We start from the raw sequence: 24,023 nt of genomic DNA, 5'->3' as shown, positions 1-24,023 counted from the left end.
CATCATGGCTTGTAATCCGGCAGCGACTGCCCGTTAAGCAGCGACCCGGCCCCTTCGGCTTCGAGCCTTTCTGTAATGGATCGCAGGCTTCGGCTGGTGGAGCGCAGGTCCTGCAAGGTCGCCTCGGCCGCAGGCAGCGTCGATTCGCGCAATTGCCGCGCGGCAGGGCGTGTGTCCTCCAGCGTCGCGGCAAGCGCGGCTGCCGCTTCATTCGCGCTGCGCAGCGTGCCGCGCAGTTCCTCGGCCAGTTGCGGCCCTTCCTCGTTGATCAGCCTGTCGGTCGACTGGGTTGCCTTTTCAAAGGCGTCCAGCGCTTCCCCGGCTTCCTTCAGTGCCACTTCAAGCTCGGCAAAAGTGGTTTCGAGGCGCGGCGCCGCATCGGCAAGCTCACGCGTCAGCCGGTTCGAATTTTCGAGAATTCCCGCAAGCTGCGCCTGATTGTCCGGCCCCAGCAGGATGTTGAGGTTTTCGGTCAGCGTCGCCAGCCGCTCCAGCAGCAGCGGCGCGTTGTTGAGCAGCGCGTTGATGCCGCCATCCTTGGGCGGGATCACCGGCGCGCCTTCGGGGCAGGCCGTCGTTTCACAAGTGATCGCGGGCGCACCACCGCGCGCGCCGTCAAGCAGGATGGTGGAAACGCCGGTAAAGCTGGCCTGGATTGTCGCCGTCGTCCCGATCAGGATCGGCACGCCGTCCTTCACCCGGATGCGCACGCGCACAAATTCGGGGTTCTCCTCGGACAGGGCGATGTCCACCACCTGCCCCACCGGCACCCCGGCGTAGGCAACCTGGCTGCCATTGGCGAGGCCGGAGACCGATTGCGCATAAAAGATATCGTATTCGTTGTGCGCGCCCTGCCCCAGACGAGCGATCCAGACAATAAACGCCGCAAGCGCCACCAGCAGTGCCAGCGTGACCGCGCCTACCCAGAGGTGATTGGCTCTTGTCTCCATCGTCTTTCCCTATGAACGCCCTTTGGCGTCTGTGTCTATCGCTCTGTCGGTTCGCATGGGCATCACCACACCTGCTCGCTCGCTGACAAGGTCTTGAGATTGTGGGTGTTGCGCGCGCCGCGCCCGCGTGGGCCGTTGAAATATTCCTCGATCCACGGGTGCTTGGTTTCCAGCAGTTCCGGGATCGTGCCGACTGCAATCACTTTCTTGTCCGCCAGCACCGCGACACGGTCGCAAATCTCGTAAAGCGTATCGAGATCGTGCGTGATCAGGAACACGGTAAGGCCCAGTGTTTCCTTCAGCTCGCGCGTCTGGCGGTCGAACTTGGCCGCACCGATCGGGTCCAGCCCGGCGGTGGGTTCGTCAAGGAACAACAGCTCCGGATCAAGCGCGAGTGCACGGGCAAGTCCGGCGCGTTTCTTCATCCCGCCCGACAATTCCGACGGATATTTGGCGATCGCTTCTTCGGGCAGGCCCGACAGCAGCACCTTGTAGCGGGCGATTTCCGCACGCAGATCTTCCTCGATCTCGGGATAGAACTGCTTGATCGGGACTTCGACATTCTCGCCCACCGTCAGGGTCGAAAACAGCGCGCCGCCCTGGAACAATACGCCCCAGCGCCGCCGCACCCCGATCTTCTGATCCAGATCGACCCCGGTGATCGTCCGCCCGAGCACTTCGATATGCCCTGCGGTGGGATATTGCAGGCCGATGATCGAGCGCATCAGCACCGATTTGCCGGTGCCCGATCCGCCGACGACACCGATGATTTCGCCTCGGCGTACTTCGAGGTCGAGCCCGTCATGCACGGCAAAATCGCCAAATTTGTTGACCAGCCCTTCGACCTTGATGACGGGCGGCTCCTCGGCTTTGGCGGCGCGGGTTTCGTTCTCAGCCATGGCTTACCCCCACCCGATTTCGGTGAAGAACACGGCGAAGAACGCATCGAGCACGATCACCGCGAAGATCGCGGAAACCACCGCCATCGTCGTGCGGGTCCCGACTTCCTCGGAATTCCCGCGCACCTGCATCCCGTGATAACAGCCCGCCAGCGCGACGATCAGCCCGAACACCGGCGCCTTGATCAAACCGACCCACAAATCATGCGTGGGCACCACGTCCTGAATCCGCTCAAGGAAGGTGAAGAACGGGATGCCGAGCGCGAATTGGCCGACCACCGCACCGCCGACAATCGCGACCATCGACGAATAGAAGCCCAGCAGGATCATCATGAAAGTGCAGGCAAGAATGCGCGGGATCACCAGCTTTTCTATCGGGGAAATGCCGATGGTGCGCATCGCGTCGACTTCCTCGGTCAGCTTCATCGTCCCGATCTGCGCGGCAAAGGCGCTGCCCGAACGGCCGGCAACCATGATCGCCGTCATCAGCACGCCGAGTTCGCGCAGGGTCAACCTCCCGACAAGGTTGACCGTCAACGCCTCGGCCCCGAATTGCTCCAACTGCACCGCGCCCTGCTGCGCGATGACGATGCCGATCAGAAAGCTCATCAGGCCGATGATCGGCAACGCCGCCACCCCCACCAGCTCCATCTGCCGCACCAGCGCCCGCATCGGAAATTGCGACGGGTGGCGGATGAGGTTCCAGACCCCGATCAGGATCTGCCCGAAAAACCCGACGACGCCGTAAATGCCGGACCGCGCGGCAAACACCTGTTCGCCCAGCGCCAGCGGCACGCGTTCCCACACGGGGACGCGTTCGGGCACCAGTTCGGGGGTTCCGGCGACGCTCTCGACCGCGCCCAGCAAACGCCGGGCCTGCTTGTTCGCGCCGGTGATCTGCGCCGAATGCTTGGTCGAAAGCCTGCAGGCGACCCATGCGCCCACCGTGTCGATTTCCTGCACGCCTGACAGGTCGATCGCGGCGAGATCGCCCGAAATCTGCTCAAGATCCTGATCGATAAAGCCAATCGTGGACACCAGCAGCCGCCCGGAAAGCGCCAGCGTGGTCCCGCCAGCGCTGTCTTGTTCGAGCGTAAAGTGAGCGGCACCGTCCATTGCGTTCAAGGATATGCGGGGAAACGGCGTGCGGCTCAAGGGGCGATGGCATGCAAATTGTGATCAATTGTTGCGCTGCACAGCGCGGCTTGGCAAAGCACCCGCGCCATGGACACCAAACTCAACACCACCTTCAATCCCGCCGACATCGAGACACGATGGTACAAGCATTGGGAGGAAAGCGGCGCTTTCCGGCCTGAACGGCCCGATGCCGAGCCCTTCACCATCGTCAACCCGCCACCAAACGTGACGGGATCGCTCCACATCGGCCATGCGCTCGACAACACGTTGCAGGACGTGGTGATCCGCTATGAACGCCTGCGCGGCAAGGATGCGCTGTGGGTGGTGGGAACCGACCACGCCGGTATCGCGACACAGATGGTGGTCGAACGCCAGCTCGAAGCCAAGCAGGACAAGCGTACCAATTACAGCCGCGATGAATTCGTCGACAAGGTGTGGGAATGGAAGGCCGAAAGCGGCGGCCAGATCACGCACCAGTTGCGGCGGCTTGGCTGTTCGATGGACTGGTCGCGCGAGCAGTTCACGATGGACCCGCACTTTACCAAGGCGGTGCTCAAGACCTTCGTCGACCTGTACAACGACGGCCTGATCTACCGCGACAAGCGGCTGGTGAACTGGGACCCCAAGCTGAAGACCGCGATTTCCGATCTCGAAGTCGAACAGCAGACGATTGCGGGCAGCTTCTGGCACTTCAAATATCCGCTGGCGGACGGGGCGACCCTGCCCGACGGGCGCGATTATCTCGAAGTTGCGACCACGCGGCCTGAGACGATGCTCGCCGACATGGCGGTGGCGGTGCATCCCGATGACGAACGCTACAGGAGCGTTGTCGGCAAGCACATCATCCTGCCGATCACCGGGCGCCGCATCCCCGTGGTCGCCGACGAACACGCCGATCCGGAACTGGGTTCGGGCTGTGTGAAGATCACGCCGGGGCACGACTTCAACGACTTCGAAGTCGGCAAGCGCGCCGGGTTCGTGGCGGGCGAAATGCTCAACATGCTCGATGCCGATGCCAATGTCTGCCAGACCGCCGACGGGCTGGTGCCGGAGGAATTCCTCGGCCTGCACCGTTTCAAGCGTGACGGTGTTGACGGCGCGCGCGAGCTGGTGGTCCAGCGGATGAAGGAACAAGGCTACCTCATCCCGCACGTCACCAGGAACAAGGCGGGCGAGGAAGTCGAACACGACGCCGAACCGCGCCAGATCGCGACGCCATTCGGTGATCGCGGCGGCGTGGTGATCGAACCCTGGCTGACCGATCAATGGTATGTCGATGCCGCCAAGCTCGCCGAAAAACCGATTAAGGACGTGCGCGACGGCACAATCGAAATCGTCCCGAAGTCGTGGGAAAAGACCTTCTTCAACTGGATGGAGAACATCCAGCCGTGGTGCGTTTCCCGGCAATTGTGGTGGGGCCACCGGATACCCGCGTGGTTCGATGCGGACGGCAATGTCTATGTCGCCATGTCCGAAGAAGAAGCGCAGGCGCAGGCCGGTGAAGGCGTGGCGCTGACCCGTGACGAGGACGTCCTCGACACGTGGTTCTCCAGCGCGCTCTGGCCCTTCGCCACGCTTGGGTGGCCCGAGGACGGCCAGCCGCTGCTCGAAAAGCACTTCCCCAACAACCTCCTGATCTCGGGCTTCGACATCCTGTTCTTCTGGGATGCGCGGATGATGATGATGGGGCAGTACAATATGGGTCAGGCCCCGTGGCCGCGCCTGTATCTGCACGGCCTCGTGCGCGCCGCCGATGGCGCGAAAATGTCCAAGTCAAAGGGCAATGTCGTCGATCCGCTGGGCCTGATCGACCAGTATGGCGCCGACGCTCTACGGTTCTTCATGGCCGCGATGGAAAGCCAGGGCCGCGACATCAAGATGGATGAAAAGCGGGTCGAGGGATACCGCAACTTCGCGACGAAACTCTGGAACGCGACCCGTTTCTGCCAGTCGAACGGCATAGGCGCTTCCACCACGCTGAAAGCACCCACCGCCCGCCTCGCGGCTAACCAGTGGATCATCGGCGAGGTTCAGGCCTGCGTCGCCGAAATCGACAAGGCGATGGCTGACCTGCGCTTCGACGCGGCAGCGAACGCGATCTACCAGTTCACCTGGAGCAAATTCTGCGACTGGTATCTGGAGCTGATCAAGCCGGTGTTTGCCGAAGGCGCGAGCGAGATGGCGGCGAGCGAAACCCGCGAAGTCGCCGGGTGGGCGCTCGACCAGATTCTCGTCATGCTCCACCCCTTCATGCCCTTCATCACCGAAGAGCTGTGGCATGCGCAGGGCGAGCGGAAGTACGACCTGATCCTTGCCCAATGGCCGAACCCGCGTGCCGAAGTGTCGAAGGACGCGACTGACGCGATCGACTGGGTGATCGACCTCACCACCAATGTCCGCAGCGCCAAGAACGAACTCGGCATCGCGCCGGGTGCAAAGCTGGCGGCTTACCTGCCCGCAGCCTCGCCCCTCGCAGCAAGCACCGTCGAACGTTCAAGCGCCGCGATCGAGCGCCTCGCCCGCCTCACCCCGGTAACTCTGGACGAAGCGCCCGCCGGCCCGGCGATGCAGGTGACCGCGCTCGGCGATATCTTTGTCATCCCGCTCGAAGGGATCATCGACATCGAAGCGGAAAAGACCCGTCTGGCAAAGGCTTTGGAGGCAAGCGCGAAGGAAGCGAAATCGCTCGAAGGGCGGCTTTCCAACCCTAACTTCGTCGAACGCGCCAAACCCGAAGCGGTGGAAAAGGCCAAGGCCGACCACGCGCACCATTCGGGCGAAGTCGAACGGCTGACAGCGGCGCTGGCCCGGCTGGGGTAACGCGTGTTGCAAAAGCTTCTTGGCAAGCTCTTTTCGGCCGGCGCTGAAGGACCTGACCGAGAGCCAGTCGAGATCACCGGCGTGTGCGACCTGCTCGGCCCTTCCATCGACAGCTTCAGGACAGGCGCAAAGCAGGTGGGCCGGGTAACCCTGATCGCTTGGCGCACTGATGGGAGGGAAATCGAGACTGGACGATTGGTCCTGAAATTCCTGCTTCCGTTCGACGGCACCGGGAACGATGCGTTCCTGAGGCAATTCGCGACACAGAAATTAGTACGTGTGACCCTAACCAGCCCGCCTCGCCCTCTTGCAAGCTGGCTAAGCGCCACAGTCGCGAACACGCATAGTGTGCAGCCCGATCCGGCACTCGAAAGCAAAGCAGCGGAATTGCTCGATCCGCCGCCATTGCAGCATCCGGTTCTCGGGACTTTCACTCACCACCCGCGGCTGGTGTGGCAATATCATGGGAATGCTAAGTGGGGCGGCGCTGACGTAGATATTGTCCTGCAGGGGCACGGCCCGTTTGCCGACATCGAAGACTTGAATGCACAGGCTGATGCGGCTGCTGCGATCCTTGAGCGTGAGGCACAGTTTTCGACGTCACTGGAAAGAGTGCTGCTGACTGATGCGTATTCGGAATGGAGCAACGAGTGGCGGAATCCGTCACACGGCGAAGTGTCAGCAAAGGAATATGCCCGGCGCTTGCGATTATGTGCGATGTACCCGTCTACCGAAGGCTACTTCGAATTCGAGCTCGATGCGGGCGATCTGCACGATGGTCATTTCGTAATGGCTTACGGGACGATGGCAGCAGGATTTGAAGGGGCTGGGGTTCCCGGCTGACGGCAGCGCTGGCACGGCTGGGGTGACGAGGTTTGCGGATGGCTTCGCACCCTAACAAAGGGGACGAAGCCATCCTACATCTCATAAATGTCCCCCTGGCTGATCCTCCTTGCCATCGCGCTGATCCCGGCGGGGCTGGTGTATCGCCACTTTGTCAAACAGCGCCGCCGCAAGGCATTACTCGCGTCCTCGCTCTCGCCCGGGCAGCGCGAAATCATCGCCCGGCTGGTCCCGATCACCCGCCGCCTGCCCGCATCGCTGCGGCCAAGTCTTGAGGGGAAGATCAATCTCTTCCTCGACCAGATCACCTTTCGCGGCAAAGGCGGGATCGCAGTGACCGATGAAATGCGGCTTTCCATCGCCGCGCAGGCGTGCCTGCTGATCGTCAACAGTCCGGCGTGGTACGACACGCTCAGGAACGTGCTGATCTACCCCACCGTTATCCGCACCCGGCGCGACACGCATGACGGGCATCTGGTGCGCGAGCATGATCTGCACATGGCGGGCGAAAGCTGGGTGCGCGGGCCGGTGGTGCTGTCATGGGATCACGCGCTGGAGGGCGGGCTGGACGATTCCGACGGCTACAACGTCGTGATCCACGAATTCGCGCACCAGCTCGACAGCCTCACCGGGCATACCAACGGCATACCCGTGCTGCGCGAAGGACAGGATTATGCCGGGTGGGAAAAGGCGATGCTGGATGCCTTTCACCGCCATGTCGACCGGGTGGAGGCGGGATACGAAACGCTGATCGATCCCTATGGCGCGACCAATCATCAGGAATTCCTGGCCGAAGCGATCGTGACCTTTTTCGAAAGGCCCGTGGCATTGCAGCGCGAAGAGCCTGAACTCTATGCCGAATTTTCCGAATTGCTGGCGATTGATCCGGCGCAATGGCACTGACGCGCGCAAACCGATTTTCCTACACCGCCATTTCGTGGCATGGGAAGCGAATGGTGGAGGCCGGAAGAATTTTTAAAAATAGGATAAGTGTCAATTTCGCTTTTCGGGCGATTTGGCCCGGATTTCTGCGGGTTTCGGGGGCGAAAGAGTGCCTTACACGCTGTCGGCTTTGTCAACTTCATTCGCAGGCGCAGCATGGCTGATCTGATCTGTGCCACCGACGATTCCGGCGCGGCGGAGATATTCGCCAGCCTGCAAGGCGAAGGGCCGAGCGCAGGCGTGCCGGTCGCCTTCATCCGCCTGTCGCGGTGCAACCTTGCCTGCACCTGGTGCGACACCGCCTACACATGGCGGTTCGAAGGGGACAACCGCCCGCACCGCGACGGTGTCGCCTATGATCGCAAAGCCAACCAGATCGCGCTCTCGCCCGAGAAAGCGGCGGCGAAGATCGCGGCGCTGGGGCAGAAACGGCTGGTTATCACCGGGGGCGAGCCGTTGATGCAATGCGGGCCGCTGGCGGATATGCTCGCGATCCTGCCCGATATCGAGGTGGAGATCGAAACCAACGGAACGACCAAAGCCAGTTCCCATGTCGATATCCGCGTCGATCAGTACAACGTCAGCCCCAAGCTGGCGCATTCGGGCAATGATGCCGCGCTTGCGCTGATCCCGGAACGGCTCGATTTCTACGCCTGCGACCCGCGCGCCTTCTTCAAGTTCGTGGTCGCATCACCGCAGGATGTGGACGAGGTGCTGGCGCTGCAACGCGAATACCGGTTCCGCCCCGGCCATGTGTTCCTGATGGCAGAAGGGACCGACAGCGCGACCTTGCGTGCGCGCCAGCAATGGCTCAGCCCGCTATGCCTTGAGCACGGTTTCCGCATGAGCGACCGGATGCACATCCACCTCTACGGGGATACACGGGGGACGTGACTTGTTTTCACCCTCAAGCGCCGGGCGCGGGCCATCCGGCCCGCTTGGCTTCGCCGCAGGAGCGGCGGCGCGCAGTCGCGCGCTGGCTCGCCTCCGGCTCGCGACCATTTTGAAAGGAGGTACCAACCGGCCCGCATAAGCGGGCCGCAAGGGCGACCGCCCGCCCGCAGCGATGCGACCTTTAGGTCGCATGAGCGAGGATATCGCACCCCGGATGGGGTGCGGAACACAAAAACCCTAACCCTGACTTCTCCAGCGCAGGACGACACGCTCGACCAGTTCTTCCTCTCCGCCGCCAGTGGCCCAGAGCTGTGAGAAGCTGGGGTCTTCGGATGCAGGGCGCTTGTGTTCCTCGAGCGTGTCGAAATTGACGCGGATCGGGATGGCGACACCCTCGCCGCAGATGATGCATTCGCGGTTGCGCAAGGCGGGGATCGAATCGAGGAAGCCGCGCGAACCTTCGGGCATGGCCGAACGGACGAAGGCCTGATCGCGATCGTTGTTGAGACGCATCGAGATGATCGTGCCGCACTGCGACAGCACGCCTTCGGCAAGGTCGGACGGGCGCTGGGTGATCAGGCCAAGGCTGATGCCGTACTTACGGCCTTCCTTGGCGATACGGCTGAGGATCTTGCCGACAGAGGAACCGTCGGCGTTCTTCTCGTTCGGGACGTAGCGGTGCGCTTCCTCGCAAACGAGCAGGATCGGACGGGTCTTTTCCTCGCGGCCCCAGATCGCGAAGTCGAACACCAGCCGCGAAAGCACGGCGACCACGGTGGAGGTGATGTCGGACGGCACGCCCGACACGTCGATGATGGAGATCGGCTTGCCGTTGCTGGGCATCCGGAACACCTTGCCGATGAAGTCGGTCATGGTGTCGCCCACGAGCAGGCCGGAGAACATGAACTGGTAACGCGGATCGTTCTTGAGCTCGTCGAGCTTGCCCTTGATCCGCATGTAAGGCGCGGACGAAGTCGCCTTGTCGAGCTTGCCCATCTCGTCCTGCAACTTGTTGGACAAGTCGGACAACAGATAGGGGATGGGAGAATCGACGGTGATCTTGCCCATCATCTCGGCCAGACGGTTCTTGCCGCGGGCATGCAGCAGACACTTGGCGAGAATGTCCATATCGACCTGGCGTTCGTTGCCGTCGCTGGTCAGCAGGACTTCGCAATGCTCTTCGAAGTTCATCAGCCAGTACGGCATCTGCAGGTTCGACACGTCGAGGATCTGCCCGGTCTGGCGGAAGGCCGCCGAATATTCGCCGTGCGGGTCGATCATCACGATGTGACCCTCGGGCGCGGCCTGGCAGATGCGGTGCAGGATCAAGGCGGCGCTGGTAGATTTACCGGTACCGGTCGAGCCCAGCAGCGCGAAGTGCTTGCCCAGCATCGCGTCGATGTAGAGGCCGGCGCGGATGTCCTTGGTCGGGAACACGGTGCCGATGGTGATGTGGGCGCGCCCGTCGCTGGCGTAGATCTGTTCAAGGTCCTTGGTCGTCGCGGGATAGACCATTGCGCCGGGAACCGGATAGCGGGTGACACCGCGCTTGAAGCCGTGGATGCGACCAGTGAGCTTTTCCTCCGAGCCTTCACCGAGGAAGTCGATATGGGCGATGATCCCCGCTTCGCTGCGGCGATCCTTGCGCTGGTCACGGACGTTGGCGAGCAGCCATGCGTCGCCCACGCGGATCTTGATCTGGCTACCGACCTGGCCAGCAAGTGCAACCGAGCGGTCTTCGTCCTCCATGCATTCGTTCAAACGCTGAAGGTCGAGCGCGATTTGCGAACCGGCACCGGAAATCTCCAGCACGATACCGATAGGCTGGCGCGCGTTATCGACACCGCCATTCGAAACGTCTGCCGGAGAGGCGTTGCCTTCTGCCGCAAAATTGTGGCTGCCCATGTCGGTCATGCAGTCTTCCCTGTCCCTTGTGAGGAATACGCTTTGGTCCATGCCGGAAACTCCCGTTTCCAGCGTGCCTTGCATGCCCCAACTTGGGTTAAGATCGCGTCAATGCTGCTGCGCGACGTTGCGGGCCTTGTGCTATCTGGCGAACAGCCGCCCGGCCAGCCAGCCCATGCTCAGCGACAGGAAGATCGCCCCGAGACCGTAGATCAGCGACCACTGCTCCGCGAAGTAGACCACCCGCCCTTCAAGCCCCACCTTGACCACTTCGATATCAGCGGTGGCGCTCGCCAGCACTCGGCCATTGGCGATGGCAAAGGTTTCGGCAGTGTATTGCCCGGTCGTCACGTTCGAAGGCAGGGCAATGCGCGCCTGATACAGCACGCCTTCGCTGATCCGCACACCCTCTTCCGATTCCTTGTAGAGGCCCGAACGACGCCGCAAATCGACGAGGCCCTGGGCAAACCGAATCTGCTCTTCGGGTTCGATCTGGCCCGTCGGACTGAGCTGGATGAACTCGGTGCCAAGTTCGTAGATCGCAGCGGTGCGAGGATCGACGATTTCTGCCACCGGGCGCGAGGATGCGACAGCGAAGAAAGAGGGGGCAGAGCGAAAATCGCTCGATCCCGAATTCATCCAGACGCCGGCGATCCGTTCCTTCTCACGCAGGCGGATCGGTTCGGTAGGTCCCTTCAGCACGACGACGATATCATATTGCGTCCGGCTGGCCGCCCCCGCCGGATCGATCACCGCTCCATACAGCAGCAGGTTTGCGCCCGTGAAACCTTGCCGTACTTCGATCCGGGACTGGCTGACTTCGGGCACGAGTACGGGTTCGCGCTGCCCCATCAGGATCGGCGCTGCACATATCAGGGCAAAGGCGGCGATCCGGCGAGTCACAAAGGATCGACCGTGTAAATCTCATCGGGCTGCACACCCAACCCGTAAAGCATTCGCAAGGCTACCAGGATCACGATACCAGCCAGAACGAGACGCAGGATTTCAGGGCGAGCCTTCATCGCGATCTGCGTGCCGAACTGCGCGCCCAACACCGAACCAAGGAGCAGCAGGCCCGCCAGCACGATGTCGACAGCCTTGGTCGTGAGTGCATGTGTCATGGTGGTGACCATGGTGACGAACAGGATCTGGAACAGCGAGGTGCCGACAACGACATTCCCGCTCATGCCAAGGATATACAGCATCGCAGGGACAAGAATGAAACCGCCACCTACGCCCATCAGCATGGTCAGAATCCCGACCACTGTTCCCAGAATCAACGGCGCAAGCGGCGAGATGTAAAGTCCTGAAGCGTAGAAACGCGCCCGGAACGGCAACCCGGCGACAAGCGGATGGTGGCGGCGTTTGCGCGGTCGGACGTCGCCCTGTTCCGGGCCCGGAGCAAGTGCATCGAGCGCTTCGCGCATCATCAGCGATCCGATTGTCCCCAACATGATTACGTAAAGGACGCTGATCACCACATCGATCTGCCCCCATGCCTGAAGCAGGCGGAACAGTCCCGCGCCTATCAGGGCGCCGACAACGCCGCCGGCCACCATGACACCACCCATGCGATAATCCACGCCCTTGCGCCGCCCGTGCGCGATCACGCCCGACACGCTTGCGCCCGTCACCTGCGTTGCTGCAGAGGCAGCAGCCACCGTCGGCGGGATGCCATAGAAGATCAGCAATGGCGTCGTCAGAAACCCGCCGCCAACCCCGAACAGGCCGGAAAGGATACCCGTCAATCCTCCAAGCAGGACGATGAAAAGGCCATTCACCGACAGATTCGCAATGGGAAGATAGACGTCCATGCCAATGCGATTACCGCAGGTGCGAATGGCATGGAAGGCAGTGAGTGCACCCGATCCCCGAACTCCGAACGGCGAAACGCCTTGCGATGTTCAGAAGCGGGTCGAAATCGTTGCAGCCAGCCCTGCATCGGGCGCGGCATCACCCCCTACCCGCTCACGCCAGTCGAGCGAGATGCGCGCGGGAACCTCTCCCACGGAAAGATCGATCCGCATGGTCGGCCCGACATCAATCCTGCTTGCGTCCTCTTGTGCACCTCCCCACGAAGCTGCACCCAGACTGACGCGGACAGGACTGCCGCCATGTCCTTCAAAACGGGCTATCTCGCGCGTGGCCGCAATCTGGCCATCGACAAAACCCGTCGCCGCTTCGCCCCCGACGTACCCTGCACCGGCATAGGTTTCGAGCGTGAAATCCAGCGGCAGGCTTGCAGGCGCCAATTCGGTGACAACGTAGGCGGCTGGCCGGATATCGGTGCCAAAGCTGTTTTGCGTCAACCTGACTTCGGCAAATGCACGAACCGGAACCTTGCCCACCGGCCGCGCCGAGAAGCCACCGGCAATCTCCTGCTCTCCATCGGGTACGAATGCGCGATAGGCCCGCACAAACACTCTCGGGTCATGCGAACCTGCATTGCCAAGCCGATGCTGCAAATTGAGCGCGATCTGGCTCGCGCCGTAAACCGGCACCCTCCCCTGCGAGATGGAATTGGAGCCAGATCCGGCACGGTAGAAGGCAAAGGCATCGAGCGACCAACGGTCGGTACTTTGCGATGATGATTGGGCTGGCAAGCCAAATGTGGATGCTTGCCGCTGCCGAGGGGCTGTCGATCGGGATGGCGACGCTGGTTGTGCATTGGCGGCCAACCAATCGACATTGAAGGCGGCCGCCATGAGCAGTTGATGCCCCGCCGCGACCGCAGGCGAAAGCGGCGTTGCCCCTCGTTCGATGGGCTGGAGCAGCCGCTCAGGCAACTGAATGCCCGGCTGCATTGTTGCGATTGCGAGTCTCGGAAATAGCAAGTTCGTCGGATCGGCTGTCTGATCAAACGGTGAACCACTGACCAGTTCAGGCCCTTCGCCTCCATTCTTGCGGGCTACGCTCGCGATATCGATACCCGGAACCAGCTCCTGAAACGCAACAGGGAACGGGTTTTCCCACATCATCGCCCGACCGCTTACCCATGCCCCAAGCACCAGTGCGAGCACGACGAGAGGCGCGCCGCGGACGCCTCGGTTTGTACCGGCCCTCATACCTGAACCGGCCTTGCCGGTGTGATCGGCAGGGCTGCTTCCGCGGGATGGCGATCATGCGGGGTCTTGTCCCATTCAAGGGCTCCGCCAGCGAGTGCGCGCATATAGGCAACAACTGCACGATGTCCGGCCATGATCGCCACAAGGTTTGTTACCGGAATGCGCAACACCGCCAAGACGCCTTCCTTCACACCATAATTGCGCGCAGTGAAGACAAAGCGCCAAATGGCACGCCAAACGAAGAAACCAAGGTTCGTGAAAAGCAGTGCAGCCACAAGCGGGCTTAGCGGTTGCGGATCGGTCCAGCCCAGATTGGCGGCGGCCAGCAGCAGCAGGGTAAGCGCCAACAGCGTGTAACCCAGCAACAGCAGCATGGCCGTGAAGGGCCCTCTCCGGTCACGGGCACGCATCCAGGTCTCGATGCCGCCTCTTGCCCAACCGGTGCGATCCCAGCCCTGAAGCGCGATCCCGTGAACCCAACGTGTCTTTTGGCGAACGATGTGATCGATGCGCGAAGGGAAATAGGCTCGGGTCGCGACAAGCAGATCATCTTCGCCACGCACCCGGACGAAGCGGCAAGAACCCCCATTCTCCGCAATCGTCAATCCAAGCTCGTAATCTTCGGTCAGGGATGCAGGATCAAACGGCTTGAGGTCGGACCGCATGCGGCAAAGCCCTTGCAATGCAGAGCGTGAAATCGCGCAACCAACTCCGGCTGCCGGGAGTGCTGCACCCACCGCACCGCGCACCACCATCGCTTTCCCATGAGCCTCGGCAAATTCCTCGCAATAATGGCTGCCCAGCCACTTCACGCCTGATTGCGGCAATGGTTCGACCGGCAATTGCGCAAAATCGGCACCGCCCGCGATGGCCTGATCCAGCAAGCCCAGCCCTGCAGGATCGACCAGGTCTTCGGCATCGTGCAGCACAATTGTCGAAAACAATTGCCCCATGCGCCGCTCGTCATCCCGCATCGCCTTGTAGAGACGGTTCAGGCAGTCGGCCTTGGTGCTGGGCCCGTTGCGATCATGGATTACGATCCGCAGTCTTGCATCGCCCGGTGCGGCCTGCATCGCGGCAGCCAGGGTGTGCGGATCATTGCGATAGGTGCCGATGTAGAGGCGCAACTGCTCTTGCGGCCATGCAGCGAGGATGTGCCTGATTGTTTGCGCAATCACCGTCGCTTCCTGCCAGGCCGGAATAAAAATCGCCGCAGGGCCGTGAAGCGCGCGCTGCTGCAATTCCGAACGCCGGATCCGGGCTGTATCCGCCCGTCCAGTCCATCTCAACCACAGCCACGACAGATCGACCGCAAGATCGTCAATCGCGCCGATCAGGAAGAAAACCGCTGCGAACAGCAGCACCTCATGCTGGAAGACAGCCAGCCACTGCCAGACATTCCATTCGAATATAGACAAGGCGACCCACCTCGTTGAGAGATTTTCAGACTAACGCGCCGGGATTGGCCTTGCAACCACGCTGACTTTTCTGAAAGGAGGCTCTCCTATGTCAGATTCGTCCGTTCCCCTCGCGCGGCCCCTGCGCCGCATCTTTGCTCCGGTTCGCGCATTGTTCGTCAGCGATGCTTCGGCAGGCGTTCTGCTGATCCTTGTCGCCGCTGCCGCGATGATTGCAGCGAATTCGCCGTTCGCAGGGGAATATCGCGATTTGTTCTACGGAAAACTGCCGTGGACCCCGATCGAAAAGCTCAAGGATCTGCATTACTGGATCAACGACGGCCTGATGGCGATCTTCTTCTTCGTGGTCGGGCTGGAAGTGAAGCGGGAAATCGTTTCCGGTCAGCTTTCTGATCCGGCAGCGCGGCGTTTGCCGATGCTGGCTGCTGCCTCTGGCATGGCGGTCCCTGCTATCGTCTACCTAGCGGTATCAGGCGGTGGTGAATATACCAACGGCTGGGCAATTCCGGCTGCAACCGACATCGCCTTTGCGATGGGTGTGCTGGGCCTGCTTGGCAGCCGGGTTCCTGCATCGCTGCGGCTGTTTCTACTGACTGTCGCAATTGTTGACGACATTGGCGCGGTGGTGGTGATCGCCGTTTTCTACACCAAGTCGCTTTACACTATGTGGCTGGTCGCCTCGATCGTGGTGTTCGGGTTGCTGCTGGCGCTCAACCGGTTCCGCGTTTCGGTGTTCTGGCCCTATATCCTGCTGGCCGTCGTGCTTTGGTATTGTGTACTGAACTCAGGCGTGCACGCCACCATCGCCGGGGTCGTTGCCGCGTTGACGATCCCGCTGCGCCGGCGTGACGGCAATTCCATGCTCGAAAAGCTGGAGCACGGTTTGGCTCCTTGGAGCGCTTATCTGGTGGTTCCGGTCTTCGGATTTGCCAATGCCGGTGTCTCGCTCGCGGGAATGGGGCCTGAGGCCTTGCTGGACGCGCTTCCGATTGCGATTGCCGCCGGGCTTGTGATCGGCAAGCAGGTCGGCATCTTCTCGGTCGTATTCCTGGCAGACAAGACCGGTTTTGCACCGCGCCCGGAAAACGCAAGCTGGGCGGAAATCTGGGGCGTTTCGATCCTTTGCGGGATCGGCTTTACGATGAGCATATTCATCGGCGGCCTCGCCTTCCCCGACCAGCCTCTGCTGATCGAGGAAGCCAAGATCGGTATCCTGACAGGCTCCGCAATCTCGGCTGTGCTAGGCTTTATCGTCTTGCGACTGACAACGACGCATCCCGAAGAGGAATGCAACGATCAGGGCAATCAGCCAACCGAAGCGTAAACGCCTTTACGCGTCGGGTTACCAGCTACCGGTGTTTTCCATGCTGGCCCACGGCTCGGCGGGTTCCAGTCTTCCGTCCTGAAGAAGTTCGACCGAAATCCCGTCGGGCGACTTGACGAAAGCCATGTGCCCATCGCGCGGCGGACGATGGATCGTGTGCCCTGCATCGGCAAGGCGCTGGCAGGTTTCATAGATATTCTCGACCCGGTAGGCGAGATGGCCGAAGTTGCGTCCGCCATCATATTGTTCCGGCTCGCTTCCGTCTGCCGGTGGCCAGTTGTAGGTCAGCTCGACCTCGGCCACCCCCTCCTGTCCCGGCGCGGCGAGGAAAATGAGTGTGAACCGACCGGCCTCGACATCGAAACGCCGCACTTCCTCAAGCCCGATCAGCTTGAAGAAATCGACCGTTGCCTGCGGATCGGTGACCCGGATCATGCTGTGGAGGTATTTGACCATTGCAGTTCCTTTCGACCCCGAAGTAGGCCCCGGCCTTGTCCTGCACAAGAGAAAGGGCGCAGGACCATCCGGCCCTACGCCCTTCCGTTCCTCCCGCTTGCCTGCGGGCTATTCCAGCTAATCGATCAACGCATCAGAAGCTGGCGCTGATGGTTGCGACGATCGCGCCATCGGTGAAATCGTAGGCGCCCGGCGCCGGGTCGCCTTCGGCTTCGATGTAAGCGATATTGGCCGAGAAATTGCCACCCAGAGCCACATCTGCACTGATGGACCAGTCGAAGGCCTTGCCGTCGTTGGTGAACGTCAGCGAACCATCGGTGTAGCCGAGGTGACCATTCAGCGTGATCGGCGTGTCCGGAATGCCAAGGCTCAGATCGGTGTACAGATAGAGGTTGTCATCCGTGCCACCGCCGAAATCGAGGCCGTCTTGTCCAGGCGCATAGGCAACACCAGTAGTCGTCGAAACCGGTCCGAAGGTGAAGCCAAGCGAGCCGTAGAATTCGTAGTAGTCGAAATCACCCGGACCCGCATCGGGATAGGTATAGGCAATGAAGCCGACATCGACAGACACCGCGTCGGAAACATTACCGCTCCAGCCGCCGTAGAGATCGAGTTCGGTGGAGCCATAGCCAACCGTTTGCTCATCAAGGCTGGACGCCCAGGTTCCGACATAGAAACCGGACGAGTGGCTGACGTCGAAACCGCCTTGAATCGCGATTTCACCGCCCGACAGGTCGACACCACGGAAACGGTATTCGGTGGTTAGAGCCACGTTTGCGGAGAAGGTGAGACCGCTTTCACCACCCATCGAACTTGCGTCTTCGACGACAGGTTCGCCAGCGCGATCAAACGTTACCGGCTGGGTAGTGATTACGACAGTATCGCCGTCAAGTGCGGCGGATGCCGCGATCAGATCGGTGCTGATCCCGTCATCAGCAAGATCTGCATTGGTGATTGCTTCAGAATTCGATCCCGAGGCGAAAGCGGGCGCTGCGCCAAGCAGAAGGCCCGCAGAGAGGGTTGCAGCCGTGAGGCCGCGGATGGACGTGAGCATGACAACTTCCTTGTTGTTGTGTTGTTGCTTCGTCCCACCTGCACATCCGTCGGTTGCTTATTTTTGTGAGCAATCTCATCCGAATGCGAAACAATCGTGCAGGGATTTGCTGCAAAGCACAAGAGAAATTACGCGACTGCACACAAGGCGCCTCGAGTGTTGAAAAATTGCATCACTCATTGCGGGCTGTCCCTGCCGGTTGCTCACGGACGACCGCTACCTTCGCTCGGGTGAGTTGCTGTTTCGGCAGCATGGGATTAAAGGGCGCCGACAAGACGCGACACCCCGACCTGCCTGGACTCGATCCGACAGGAAGCGTTCAACTTCTTCAATGCAACGATATCACCCATGTTCAAAGCCTTGCGTAATCTGTTCCGGTCGGCACCGCAGCCTCGCCTCGCTGCTGTGCCAGAATGCACACGTTACTACCTCATCGGCGATATTCACGGTCGGCTGGACCTCTACAGCGCATTGATAGACGGTATCGAGCAGGACGACGCGGCTCGCCCCGGGGCAGAAAGCCATGTCGTGCTTCTGGGCGACCTGGTGGATCGCGGGCCGGACAGCGCCGGAGTGATAGCGCGGACCAGAACCTGGCAGCAGCAACGCTCTGTCAGGGTGCTAGCAGGCAACCACGAAGAAATGTTCCTGAACTCCTTCCAAAAGCCCGAAGTCCTCCGCCATTTCCTCAAGCATGGCGGACGTGAAACTGTGCTTTCCTACGGCCTTTCAAAGAAGCAGTTCAATGCCATGAACCTTGATGAGCTGTTCGAGCTGATGCCGAAGCTCATCCCGCAGGCCGACATTGATTACATTCGCAATTTCGAAGAGATGATCATCGCCGGCGATTATCTCTTCGTGCATGCCGGGATCGATCCTGCCGTGCCGCTGAACGAGCAGAAACGCAGCGACATGCTGTGGATTCGCGACCGCTTCCTCGACCACACCGGTCCGCTGGAAAAAGTGGTGGTTCACGGCCACACGATTTTCAACAAAGTCATGGATTGCGGCAACAGGATCGGCATTGACACTGGCGCTTTCCGCTCAGGTGTGCTTACGGCGCTCGTGCTTGAAGGCGACCAGCGAAGGATCATTCAGGCCAGCCAATCCGATGGCGGCCCGATAGAGGTCTTTCAGGGCGAACGAGAGCGATAGCCGGTCGGCATAGCCGGAGCGGCACCGAATGTTTCGCGTATTCTCGGACAGGGGCAAGGCGCAATGAAGATTGCAATGGTGGGTTCGGGCTATGTCGGCCTGGTGTCGGGCGCATGCTTCGCCGATTTCGGTCACGATGTGGTCTGCATCGACAAGGATCAGAGCAAGATCGATCGCCTGCACGAAGGCGTGATGCCGATCTACGAACCCGGTCTTGACGCCCTTGTCGAAAGCAATGTGAAGGCCGGACGCTTGTCTTTCACAACTTCGCTGGCCGAAGGAATTGAAGGCGCAGCAGCGATTTTCATTGCAGTGGGTACTCCCAGCCGTCGCGGCGACGGACATGCCGACCTGTCGTTCGTCTATGCTGTGGCCAAGGAAGTGGGTGAAAACCTTTCCGGAGAAGCCGTAATCGTCACCAAGTCGACCGTACCCGTGGGCACTGGCGACGAAGTCGAACGGATCATCCGCGACACCGGCACGGCGCACCGCTTTGCCGTTGTTTCCAACCCGGAATTCCTGCGCGAAGGCGCGGCCATCGGCGATTTCAAGCGCCCTGACCGCATCGTGATCGGGGCGGAGGACGATTTCGGCCGCGAGGTCATGCGCGAAGTCTATCGCCCGCTGTTCCTCAATGAATCGCCGATCCTGTTCACGTCGCGTCGCAGCAGCGAGCTGATCAAGTATGCAGCGAACGCGTTCCTCGCGACCAAGATCACTTTCATCAACGAAATGGCCGATCTTTGCGAAAAGGTCGGAGCGAATGTGCAGGATGTCAGTCGCGGGATCGGCATGGACAACCGCATCGGATCGAAATTCCTGCATGCCGGCCCGGGTTATGGCGGATCTTGCTTCCCGAAGGACACGCTGGCCCTGCTCAAGACCGCAGAAGACTACGACAGCCCGACCCGCATCGTCGAAGCCGTGGTCAAGGTGAACGATAGCCGTAAGCGCGCAATGGGACGCAAGGTGCTCGACGCGCTTGGTGGCGCCGAGGCTGCCCGCGGCAAGAAGGTTGCCCTGCTCGGCCTGACATTCAAACCCAACACCGATGACATGCGGGACTCACCCGCAATCGCCGTAGCCCAGACCCTGATCGACGCCGGCGTCCAAGTCAGCGCCTACGATCCCGAAGGCATGGAACAGGCCAAACCGCTGATGCCGCAGGTGACCATGTGCGACAATCCCTATGCCGCGATCGAAGGGGCCGATGCGACTGTGATTGTCACCGAGTGGGACGCATTCAGGGCATTGGACTTTGCCCGCGTGAAGGAATTGGCCGCAGCGGCGGTGCTCGTCGACCTGCGCAATATCTACAATCCCGAAGACGTCCGCGCTCTTGGTTTCACCTATGAGAGCATCGGTCGGGCTTAAACGCCGCACGGAACACAAAGAAAAATTGGCCCTTAGTGAAATTTTTTTCACAAAGGCGTGCAGCTAATTGCAGCAACGAACTGCAAGCCCTTTGCTTGCCCTGCTAACCCCCACAATAAATTAACAAATCCCGTTGGGATTCCATACGTAATTATACTACGTTGCGACTCGGGTAGGGGTAACCATTAGCAAGGGGGCTATCATGAAAAGTCGTAATTTCTTGTCCGGCGTCGGTATTGTGGCGCTTGCCGGGGCGCTTGCCGCTGTTCCGGCTCATGCTTCGGAAGGCGAATCTGAAGGCACGGTAGCGGAAGAGGCTTCGGGCGAAGAAACACCACTCATTGCGAGCGCAGTAAGGCCGGTCGCTCGCAGGGCGGAAGGTCTCGCCGGGACGATAGCCCCGATCGACACTTTCGCTGGCCTCAAACGCAACGATTTCGACATTGACTTCACTGGCACGGTCAATCTCGCCATCCCGCGCACAGGAAGTGGTTTCGTTGCTACGGTGACGGGGCCTACACAGGAAATCATCGCGCGCGATGACGTTGGCTCTGGTGGCATTATCGACGTCAACAATACGCAGCCTTCGGTCGTCCAGATCTTTAGCCAGCGCAATTCTGACGGCGGGGTCTTCTTCAACTGTACCGGCAGCGTCATCAACCCGCGCACCATCCTGACCGCCGCACACTGCGTCAACGCAAGCGGAACGCGGTCTTCGGAGGCCTATGGTCTGCCTGGAACCGGCGCCGAGCGCACCCAGCTGATCGCCACCGGGGTCGACACCAGCGGACGCCTGTTCACCTATCTCGGCAGCGGTGCGGGCTACGGCGAGGGTGGGGTCGCATCGAGTACCGACGTGATCATTCACTCCTCATCGAATCCCGGTCAGGGAGGATTGAATTTCCCTTGGGCCGATATTGCGCTGATCGCTGTCGACAGCCCGATTGTGGACGTTCCTTCGCTGCCGATTCTGCTCACACCGCTGACTGAACTCACTCATGTGGTGCAAGTCGGATACGGAACTTTCGGTGTAGCCAATGGTATCAATGGTGGCGGATCGCAAGGGATCGGTTTCCTGCGACGCGTTGGCGAAAACATGCTCGGGGCGCTTGCTTCGCCTGCCGATCTTGGCGACAGTCTTTTCCCGGCCTTCGCACCTACCAGCGATTTCGGTTTCGAGACGCAGGCCTACTACTTCACCGATTTCGACAATCCGAACCGCACTCAGGAAGAGATTGATGGCTGTACCTTCAGTCCGACCGGCATCAGCTGCGTCAGCCTGGCGGCAGTTCGCGCGATCGACTATTTCGACGATGACGCCCTGCCCAACGAGGTCGCTACTGCCGGCGGCGACAGCGGCTCCCCGCTGATTGTCGATCAATTGTATGATTTCCCGATCGCGGTCGCAGTGCTTTCGGGTGGGTTCGATTTCTTCGGTGTGCCTGAGGGCTATGGCGACATCAGCTTCTACAACCCGATCTACCCGTTCTTTGAATTCATCACCGAGAACACTGCATACAAATATGTGTCAGCAGTTGAAGGCGATGGCGTTTGGTCAGATCCGAGCCGCTGGACTCAGGATCTCGACCCCGGGTTCTTCATCGACGATGGCACCGGAACGCTGGTGAACGGCATTCCCACTGGAAGCGAGCCGGGCATATACGAAGCCGGTCCGAAGCTGGGGACGATTGTAGGGATCGACATTTCGGGTAATTCCGAAGCGCCCTCACCCTTCATTCCCCCCGACGGCACGCCTAATTTCGGTTCGAACACGCCGAACAGTTCCGCTCTGCTCGGACCGGGCTCGACTGGCTTTGTGCCGCAGAACACCGACGGTACGCCGGGAGTCGCATTCGCCAATCCGGCGCAGTATTTCGAGGTTCATCTCAACCGTGCAGGAACCACCACGGTCGACATGGATGTCGAAATCGACAAGCTTGTTATCGACAATGATGATGCAGGTTTCGTTCTGCCTGACGCATGGGATTTTACCTCCCTTATCGATGTCGAACACCTTGCAGGTACCGCCGAAATCGATGGCACGCTCAATACCCCGATCTACATCCTGGGTGAAGGCGCTCTCGAAGGCGATGGCGGCACCATCAACACCAACGTGCTGTTCAACGTTGCCGGTCTTATGAGCGCTGGCGGCACGGGCGGTTTCGGCACGCTCACCATCAATGGTGATTACGTGCAGACCAGCGGCGGCGCCCTGTGGGCCGATTACACTGTTGGTCGTCGCCGTGCGATCACGTCGGACTTCTATGCGGTGTCCGGTACGGCCGTGCTTGATGGCGATCTGGTGGTTTCGACCGGTGACCGCGCTGTCCGGTTCGGCACGGAGTTCACCGTGTTGAGCGCTGGCGCGATCGACGGCGATTTCGCCTCGACCTTCTTCGTCAGCCGTTCGCCGATCCTGACGGCGGTTCACAGCATCGAAGGTGGTGACGTGGTTGTCCGGATCACGGCCCGCAGCATTCGCGGTCTTGTGGGCGCTGCCAGCCCGCTCGGCTCGATCGGCGGAGCACTCGACACGATCCGCGCAAACAACTTCGATCAGTTCGTCGGCCTGTTCGACATCATCGACGGTGCAACCGTCGATACTCTCGGCGCGACCCTGTCCTCGCTGGCTCCGACCAGCGCGTTCAGCCAGACCTTCACCGCCAACACGTTCTCTCAGCGGTTTACCGGTCAGATCGCCCAGCGCACTCTCGCGCTGCGCGGCGGATCGCGTGCGGCTGGCGGGTTCAGCGCAGCGGGCAACGCGAGCTTTGCGCTCGCCGGAAATACCCCGACCGAAGCCGGTCGGATCGGTATCTTCGGAAGCGCATCGGGCGTGTTCCTGAACGGTGGACAGCAGGGCGGAGTGCTCGGCAACGGTGTTCAGGGCTTCGGCTTTGACGCGTTCAGTTCCGGCAATCTGGCTTCGGGCGTCGTGGGTGCAAACGCATTCGAGCAGGCTTCGCTGACGCAGGCTGGCGAGATGACGGTGGGCGCAGACATGCGCGTTTCCGACGGCTTCAGCTTCGGTGTGGCCGTTTCGGAAATCCGCAACAGCCAGGTCGCGACCAGCGCGCTTCAGCCGCAGGAAGACCGCAGCCAATCGGTTGCGATCTACGCCACCTACGCAGATGGCGGCCTGTTCGCTGACGGCTATGCCGGTACGTCAGACCAGCGGTTTGGCGTGGAGCGGGCGGCGCAGGGCGATTTCACTCGCGCCTATGCCAATGCCATCGGCCAAGCCGACGGTCGCCAGACCTTCGGCGGGCTGCGCCTTGGTTATGCGTTCGATCTGGCCAAGGGTGTTGAAGCAGGTCCGGTGATGAGCATGGATTATGTTCGCAACCGGATTGGCGGCTACGACGAAATCGGCGCTGGCGCGTTCGGTCTGTCGATTGCCGATCGCACCTTCACGTCGATGGGCGCGAAGGCCGGCGCAATGGCCTCCTTCGACATCCGCAGCGGACAGAACACCGCGATCCGAGCCTTCGGATCGGTTGCCTATGCCCGCGAACTGGCGGATACGCAGGACGTTGTGACTGCGCACTTCTTCGGTGCGGCTGACACGCCCTTCACCATTTCGAACCAGCTCGACCCGGAATGGGTAAGCGTCAACGCCGGAGCGGAAATGCAGGTGGGTGCAAACCTTCGCGCATCGATCTCCGTCACTTCGGACATGGGCCGCGGCGTCCTGTCGAACGACCAAGCCCAGGCTTCGCTGAGCTGGCGCTTCTAAGCCCGGCTTAGGAAGCGATCCGGCGACAAAAGCGCCGGGCCTTGCCAGATG

The 24,023-nt window shown here is 60.9% G+C and carries 18 protein-coding genes; 8 read left to right on the top strand and 10 right to left on the bottom strand.

The window, feature by feature from the left end:
• Positions 1–2 precede the first annotated feature (2 nt).
• From L1K66_RS06395 to L1K66_RS06385, 3 genes are all read right to left on the bottom strand, one after another.
• Positions 3–950, bottom strand: coding sequence for an MlaD family protein (locus L1K66_RS06395; protein WP_252260121.1), 948 nt, complete (start codon positions 948–950; stop codon positions 3–5).
• Positions 951–1,012: 62 nt separating this feature from the next.
• Positions 1,013–1,849, bottom strand: a complete 837-nt coding sequence (locus L1K66_RS06390; RefSeq protein WP_051699556.1) for an ABC transporter ATP-binding protein — start codon at positions 1,847–1,849, stop codon at positions 1,013–1,015.
• 3 nt (positions 1,850–1,852) lie between these two features.
• Complete coding sequence (locus L1K66_RS06385; RefSeq protein ID WP_252260120.1) at positions 1,853–2,965, bottom strand: ABC transporter permease; 1,113 nt, start codon at positions 2,963–2,965, stop codon at positions 1,853–1,855.
• A gap of 108 nt (positions 2,966–3,073) precedes the next feature.
• Here L1K66_RS06385 and L1K66_RS06380 point away from each other — a divergent pair, with 108 nt between their 5' ends.
• The 4 genes from L1K66_RS06380 (at position 3,074) to L1K66_RS06365 (ending at position 8,485) form a co-directional block, all read left to right on the top strand.
• Positions 3,074–5,806 carry a valine--tRNA ligase gene (locus L1K66_RS06380; protein WP_252260119.1) on the top strand — a complete coding sequence of 911 codons (2,733 nt, stop codon included), beginning with the start codon at positions 3,074–3,076 and terminating at the stop codon, positions 5,804–5,806.
• A gap of 6 nt (positions 5,807–5,812) precedes the next feature.
• A complete protein-coding gene (locus L1K66_RS06375) occupies positions 5,813–6,649 on the top strand; it encodes a DUF2262 domain-containing protein (RefSeq protein WP_252260118.1) in 837 nt (278 codons plus the stop codon).
• An 87-nt stretch (positions 6,650–6,736) separates the two neighbouring features.
• Entirely contained in the window at positions 6,737–7,552 is an 816-nt protein-coding gene (locus L1K66_RS06370; RefSeq protein ID WP_252260117.1) for a M90 family metallopeptidase, read from the top strand.
• Between the two features lie 195 nt (positions 7,553–7,747).
• Positions 7,748–8,485: a 7-carboxy-7-deazaguanine synthase QueE gene (locus L1K66_RS06365; RefSeq protein ID WP_252260116.1), complete on the top strand. Its 738-nt coding sequence runs from the start codon at positions 7,748–7,750 to the stop codon at positions 8,483–8,485.
• A 237-nt stretch (positions 8,486–8,722) separates the two neighbouring features.
• Here L1K66_RS06365 and L1K66_RS06360 read toward each other — a convergent pair whose 3' ends face one another.
• The 5 genes from L1K66_RS06360 to L1K66_RS06340 all read right to left on the bottom strand — a co-directional run bounded on the left by L1K66_RS06360 (position 8,723) and on the right by L1K66_RS06340 (position 14,873).
• Complete coding sequence (locus L1K66_RS06360; protein ID WP_252260446.1) at positions 8,723–10,399, bottom strand: ATP-binding protein; 1,677 nt, start codon at positions 10,397–10,399, stop codon at positions 8,723–8,725.
• Between the two features lie 132 nt (positions 10,400–10,531).
• A complete protein-coding gene (locus L1K66_RS06355; protein WP_252260445.1) occupies positions 10,532–11,242 on the bottom strand; it encodes a TIGR02186 family protein in 711 nt (236 codons plus the stop codon).
• Between the two features lie 47 nt (positions 11,243–11,289).
• Positions 11,290–12,204, bottom strand: a complete 915-nt coding sequence (locus L1K66_RS06350; RefSeq protein WP_034952274.1) for a sulfite exporter TauE/SafE family protein — start codon at positions 12,202–12,204, stop codon at positions 11,290–11,292.
• 90 nt (positions 12,205–12,294) lie between these two features.
• Complete coding sequence (locus L1K66_RS06345) at positions 12,295–12,993, bottom strand: hypothetical protein (protein WP_252260115.1); 699 nt, start codon at positions 12,991–12,993, stop codon at positions 12,295–12,297.
• Positions 12,994–13,451: 458 nt separating this feature from the next.
• Positions 13,452–14,873, bottom strand: coding sequence for a glycosyl transferase family protein (locus L1K66_RS06340; RefSeq protein ID WP_252260114.1), 1,422 nt, complete (start codon positions 14,871–14,873; stop codon positions 13,452–13,454).
• A gap of 88 nt (positions 14,874–14,961) precedes the next feature.
• On the opposite strand from L1K66_RS06340, the gene nhaA reads away from it, so the two are divergent.
• Positions 14,962–16,197 (top strand): Na+/H+ antiporter NhaA, encoded by a 1,236-nt coding sequence (gene nhaA / locus L1K66_RS06335; protein ID WP_252260113.1) that lies wholly within the window; start codon positions 14,962–14,964, stop codon positions 16,195–16,197.
• An 18-nt stretch (positions 16,198–16,215) separates the two neighbouring features.
• Here nhaA and L1K66_RS06330 read toward each other — a convergent pair whose 3' ends face one another.
• Entirely contained in the window at positions 16,216–16,653 is a 438-nt protein-coding gene (locus L1K66_RS06330; protein WP_034952270.1) for a VOC family protein, read from the bottom strand.
• Positions 16,654–16,786: 133 nt separating this feature from the next.
• Complete coding sequence (locus tag L1K66_RS06325) at positions 16,787–17,707, bottom strand: TorF family putative porin (RefSeq protein WP_252260112.1); 921 nt, start codon at positions 17,705–17,707, stop codon at positions 16,787–16,789.
• A gap of 348 nt (positions 17,708–18,055) precedes the next feature.
• On the opposite strand from L1K66_RS06325, the gene L1K66_RS06320 reads away from it, so the two are divergent.
• From L1K66_RS06320 to L1K66_RS06310, 3 genes are all read left to right on the top strand, one after another.
• Positions 18,056–18,862: a metallophosphoesterase family protein gene (locus L1K66_RS06320; protein ID WP_252260111.1), complete on the top strand. Its 807-nt coding sequence runs from the start codon at positions 18,056–18,058 to the stop codon at positions 18,860–18,862.
• A gap of 63 nt (positions 18,863–18,925) precedes the next feature.
• A complete protein-coding gene (locus L1K66_RS06315) occupies positions 18,926–20,236 on the top strand; it encodes a UDP-glucose dehydrogenase family protein (RefSeq protein WP_252260110.1) in 1,311 nt (436 codons plus the stop codon).
• A gap of 202 nt (positions 20,237–20,438) precedes the next feature.
• The gene (locus tag L1K66_RS06310; protein WP_252260109.1) at positions 20,439–23,972 is read left to right on the top strand and encodes an autotransporter domain-containing protein; all 3,534 of its coding nucleotides are present in this window, start codon (positions 20,439–20,441) and stop codon (positions 23,970–23,972) included.
• Positions 23,973–24,023 lie beyond the last annotated feature (51 nt).

The organism is Erythrobacter aurantius (assembly GCF_023823125.1).
Lineage (GTDB): Bacteria > Pseudomonadota > Alphaproteobacteria > Sphingomonadales > Sphingomonadaceae > Erythrobacter > Erythrobacter aurantius.
The sequence above is the reverse complement of the archived record's forward strand: the minus strand, read 5'-3'. Positions and strand labels throughout refer to the sequence as shown.